The 3,811-nt window shown below is 70.8% G+C and carries 7 protein-coding genes; 4 read left to right on the top strand and 3 right to left on the bottom strand.

Going from position 1 to position 3,811, the window contains the following annotated elements; all coding sequences use genetic code 11:
* The 3 genes from ETD83_RS40445 to ETD83_RS40435 form a co-directional block, all read right to left on the bottom strand.
* A partial coding sequence (locus tag ETD83_RS40445) for a tRNA adenosine deaminase-associated protein (RefSeq protein ID WP_138650541.1) occupies positions 1-435 on the bottom strand: 435 nt, incomplete at its 3' end.
* 179 nt (positions 436-614) lie between these two features.
* Positions 615-1,100 carry a tRNA adenosine deaminase-associated protein gene (locus ETD83_RS40440; RefSeq protein WP_138650540.1) on the bottom strand — a complete coding sequence of 162 codons (486 nt, stop codon included), beginning with the start codon at positions 1,098-1,100 and terminating at the stop codon, positions 615-617.
* Between the two features lie 172 nt (positions 1,101-1,272).
* Positions 1,273-1,770, bottom strand: coding sequence for a response regulator (locus tag ETD83_RS40435; protein WP_138650539.1), 498 nt, complete (start codon positions 1,768-1,770; stop codon positions 1,273-1,275).
* A gap of 83 nt (positions 1,771-1,853) precedes the next feature.
* Here ETD83_RS40435 and upp point away from each other — a divergent pair, with 83 nt between their 5' ends.
* The 4 genes from upp to ETD83_RS40420 form a co-directional block, all read left to right on the top strand.
* On the top strand, positions 1,854-2,492 hold the full coding sequence (gene upp, locus ETD83_RS40430; protein ID WP_138650538.1) for a uracil phosphoribosyltransferase: 639 nt from the start codon (positions 1,854-1,856) through the stop codon (positions 2,490-2,492).
* A gap of 283 nt (positions 2,493-2,775) precedes the next feature.
* The gene (locus tag ETD83_RS40425) at positions 2,776-3,036 is read left to right on the top strand and encodes a hypothetical protein (RefSeq protein ID WP_138650537.1); all 261 of its coding nucleotides are present in this window, start codon (positions 2,776-2,778) and stop codon (positions 3,034-3,036) included.
* Between the two features lie 74 nt (positions 3,037-3,110).
* Complete coding sequence (locus ETD83_RS43330) at positions 3,111-3,269, top strand: hypothetical protein (protein ID WP_171064721.1); 159 nt, start codon at positions 3,111-3,113, stop codon at positions 3,267-3,269.
* Positions 3,270-3,279: 10 nt separating this feature from the next.
* Positions 3,280-3,811 (top strand): PH domain-containing protein (locus ETD83_RS40420; protein WP_138650536.1); only part of this gene is annotated, 532 nt, incomplete at its 3' end.

Raw genomic sequence — 3,811 nt, 5'->3', positions numbered from 1 at the left:
GTCACGGAGGCGGTCGAACTCCTCGCCGAAGCCGGCGTGTTCGGCGACCGTGAGCAGCGCGTCGCCGGGCAGGGCGCGTTCACCGAGGTCGCTGAGCTGCTTGGCGTCGAGCCCCAGGTCTTCGAGGAGGGCGGGGTCGCCGGCGGCGTCGCCGTCCGGGACCTCGCCGATGAGCTGCTGGAACAGCGAGCCGAGCCCGTCCTCGCGGGCGGCTGAGACGTAGGCGCGCGGCTCGTCCTCGCCGTCCAGCCGGACGACCGCGAACCAGTCGTCGTCCTGCTCGACCAGCAGGACGACGGGATCGCCGTAGGACTCGACGGCCGCCTCCCGCATGAGGTCGGCGATGTCATCGACGTGCTCGGCCTCGGCGATCAGGGCCTCCGCGCCGACCCAGCCCTGCGGGGTCTGCGCGAACACGGCGGCGAAGTAGGACACGTGCTCATTGTGACCCACGGGGTTGCCCCGCTCACACCCCTTACCTCAGCGGATCACCCGCTTCACCGCAGATCTGTCCGTCGCGCCCCGGCGGCTGCGCCGTTCCGGCGGGCCGGTCGCGCGCCTCCGGCCCGCCGCCGTGACCGGCGAAGCGGGCGGTGAAACGAGCGGTGGGAGGGTCAGGCGATGGCGTCCATGGCCCGTTCGAAGGCGAACGCGAAGCCGATGCGGCCGGCGATGCTGAGCAGCATCTCGTCGGGGTAGAGCTCCAGGTCGCCGGAGATGGCTCCGAGCTCCATCTCGTCCAGCCCGAGGTCGGCGAAGATCGACATGTCGCCGACGGGGAGGACCTGGTCGAGCTCCTCGTCCTCCGGGATCGGGATGTCCAGGTAGTCGAGGACCTGGCCGGCGAGCGGCCAGTCGACGGACGCGGTGACGTCCGACAGGAAGACCATGACGTCGTCGCCGAGCAGGCGGATCGCGACGAAGAAGTCGTCACCGACCGACACCAGCCCGACCGTGCCGCCGAGGCTCGGCTGCTGGCGCAGGGCGTGGATGAGCCCCGCGAGGTCCTCGGTCAACGCGACCGGGAGGATCTCGGCCTCCCAGCCCTCGTCTTCCCGGTACACCACGACGGCGAAGTCCGTCGCGTCCACATCCGTCATTTCCACCCCACCGGCGCGTCTCCTGCCAGGGCATGGTCGCAGATGCGACGCGCGCTCGTGCGCCCGACCGCCAAACTGGCGCCGCACCCGCGCGTGAGACCCGGAGTCAGTGCCGCCGCGGACCGGTGCCCGGCCGCACGAACCTACCGCCTCGACGTCCCTGGCGATCGGGTCAGTTGATCCGGAAGGTGCGGCGGCGGAGCGCCGCGTGGATCCGCGCGCGGCGGGATCGGTGCGGTGTCACCCGGCGGCGCAGCTCGCGGGCCTCGGCCAGTTCCCGCAGGAAGATCGCCCGGCGGCGCAGATGCTCGCGCACCTGCTCGGGGGAGATGTCACCCTGCGGACCGGGACGCGGCTGGACGTCCTCGTCCCCTGTGACATCGGTCACCTGGACCGCGGACCCGACGCCCCCCGGCACGGACTTGGCGGCCCCTGGCACGGTCTTGGTGGGGGCCGATGCGGGCTCGGCGGGTTCCGGTGAGGTCTCGGTGGCGGGGACGGGAGCGGCAGTGGAAGCGGGATCATCGGCGACGGGGCCGGGCCGGGACGTCGCGGACTGCGGAGGGGGCGTCGCGACCTCGGAGGAAGGCGCCGCCTGCGCCGGTGGGTCGGGTGCGGACTCGCGAGCCCGCGCCGACCCTCCGGGCTGCTGATCGCTTTCGCTGTTCATAACGCCATAGTGCCCAGCTCAGCGGCGTCTATCCAGTTTCGGCGGCCTCCGGCGGATCGGACGAGGTGGACTACGGTGAGCGCATGCAGACCCTCGCCGTCGATCATCCGCTGGTCGCGCATAAGCTCACCACGCTGCGGGACGTCCGCACTGATTCCCCCACATTTCGCCGTCTGACCGACGAGCTGGTCACCCTCCTCGCCTACGAGGCGACCCGCGACATGCGGGTCACGGCGGCGACCGTCCAGACCCCTCTCGTGCCGGCCGAGGGCGTCCAGCTGGCGAGCCCGAAGCCGCTCGTCGTGCCGATCCTGCGCGCCGGGCTCGGGATGCTGGACGGCATGACCCGCCTGCTGCCCACCGCCGAGGTCGGCTTCCTCGGGATGATCCGGGACGAGGGCACCCTGCAGGCCCAGACGTACGCGACGCGGCTGCCGGACGACCTGTCCGGGCGGCAGTGCTACGTCCTCGACCCGATGCTCGCGACCGGCGGGACGCTCGCCGCCGCCATCCGGCTGCTGTTCGACCGGGGCGCCGACGACGTCACCGCGATCTGCCTGCTCGCCGCCCCCGAGGGCCTGAGGTACCTGGAACAGGCGTTCGCCGACCTTTCGGCGCCCATCCGGGTGGTGACGGCCGCGATCGACTCCCACCTCAACGAGCAGGGCTTCATCGTCCCCGGCCTCGGCGACGCCGGAGACCGCCTCTACGGCGTCGTCTGAGCACTCGATCGGCAGGACGTCCCGGCGCTCGATCCCGGGTATCCGAGCGGTTGATCACGAGCGTCCGAGCGGTTGGGGCGGGCGTCCGCGGGGGTGTCTGAGCGGTCGATCGCGGTGTCCGGGTGCTTGATCACGATCTGGACGCGGTCGTGATCATTGATGTTCGTTCCCGGTGGCAGAGGGTACGACAGCGCTACGGAACGCCATGTGCGTTCCCCTCCGCCGTCCCGGCACAGGGGGACCGTTACGGACCGGGCGGTGCGAGCGAGCTCGAGGACACGTGATGGCTCACCAAGGGGACGGCGACCTGCCGCGCTACACCGCGATCGGAGAGCGGCTCGCCGAGGAGTTCGAAGGGGTGCACGGGGCGGACACGGTGGACCGGTGCCTTTCCGCCGCACGACACGGCGCCGAAGAGGTCACGGGGTCGGCGCCGCCCGATCTCGTGGAACGGATCGCGCGCAGGCATCTGGAGGTGCTCGCCACCGTCGCGGCCGAGAAGCGCCGCAGGACGCGCCGTTCGTCTCTCGACAACGCGCCATAGCGCTTGCTTTGCCGGTAGTTCTGGCTGTGCGAGACTGAACCGGGGTCCGTGGGTCGATGCTCCGGGAGGCGCCCGTGCCCGCCAAGAAGTACATGACGTGGGTCGCCGTGGCCTTCGTGGCGTTCTACGTGATCAATCAGCCGGACGGCGCGGCCCAGTCGGTGGAGAGCGCGGCGAACGGTCTCGCCTCCGCCGCCGGATCCATCGCCACCTTCGTCAACGCGCTCGCCTGAGGTCGGTGTCATGAGGCTCGTTACTCCCGGCGACTCCGCGCCGGCCTCGGTGAACAAGTACCTCCTCCCGCACGAGAACCAGGTGATCACGGTGCGGCGGCATCCGGCCGTGCTGATGGTCCCGGTCGCCCTCGTCCTCGGCGGCCTGATCGTCGCGGGCGTGCTGAGCAACACCGTCACCGCCGCCATCACCTGGGTGTGGTGGGGCTGGCTGATCCTGCTGGCCTGGTTCGTCTGGCGCGTCGCGGAATGGTCCGTCGACTACTTCGTGATCACCAACCAGCGGATGCTGCTGACGACCGGCCTGATCACCCGCAAGGTCGCGATGATGCCGCTGGCCAAGGTCACCGACATGAGCTTCAAGCGGACGATCGCGGGCCGGATGCTCGGCTACGGGGAGTTCATCCTGGAGTCCGCCGGACAGGACCAGGCGCTCACCAACGTGGACTACCTGCCCTACCCCGAGCAGCTCTACCTCGAAGTCTGCGAAATGATCTTCCCGAACAAGAACCCGGAGCCGGAGGCCCCGCTCCCTCCGCCCC

The sequence above is a fragment of the Actinomadura soli genome (assembly GCF_005889715.1).
Classification (GTDB): Bacteria; Actinomycetota; Actinomycetes; order Streptosporangiales; family Streptosporangiaceae; genus Spirillospora; species Spirillospora soli.
The sequence above is the reverse complement of the archived record's forward strand: the minus strand, read 5'-3'. Positions and strand labels throughout refer to the sequence as shown.

What these genes read in the sequence shown, in the direction of transcription:
- ETD83_RS40440 (WP_138650540.1), bottom strand. Translation starts at nt 1,100, where the DNA reads ATGACGGATGTGGACGCGACGGACTTCGCCGTCGTGGTGTACCGGGAA.
- ETD83_RS40435 (WP_138650539.1), bottom strand. Translation starts at nt 1,770, where the DNA reads ATGAACAGCGAAAGCGATCAGCAGCCCGGAGGGTCGGCGCGGGCTCGC.
- upp (WP_138650538.1), top strand. Translation starts at nt 1,854, where the DNA reads ATGCAGACCCTCGCCGTCGATCATCCGCTGGTCGCGCATAAGCTCACC.
- ETD83_RS40425 (WP_138650537.1), top strand. Translation starts at nt 2,776, where the DNA reads ATGGCTCACCAAGGGGACGGCGACCTGCCGCGCTACACCGCGATCGGA.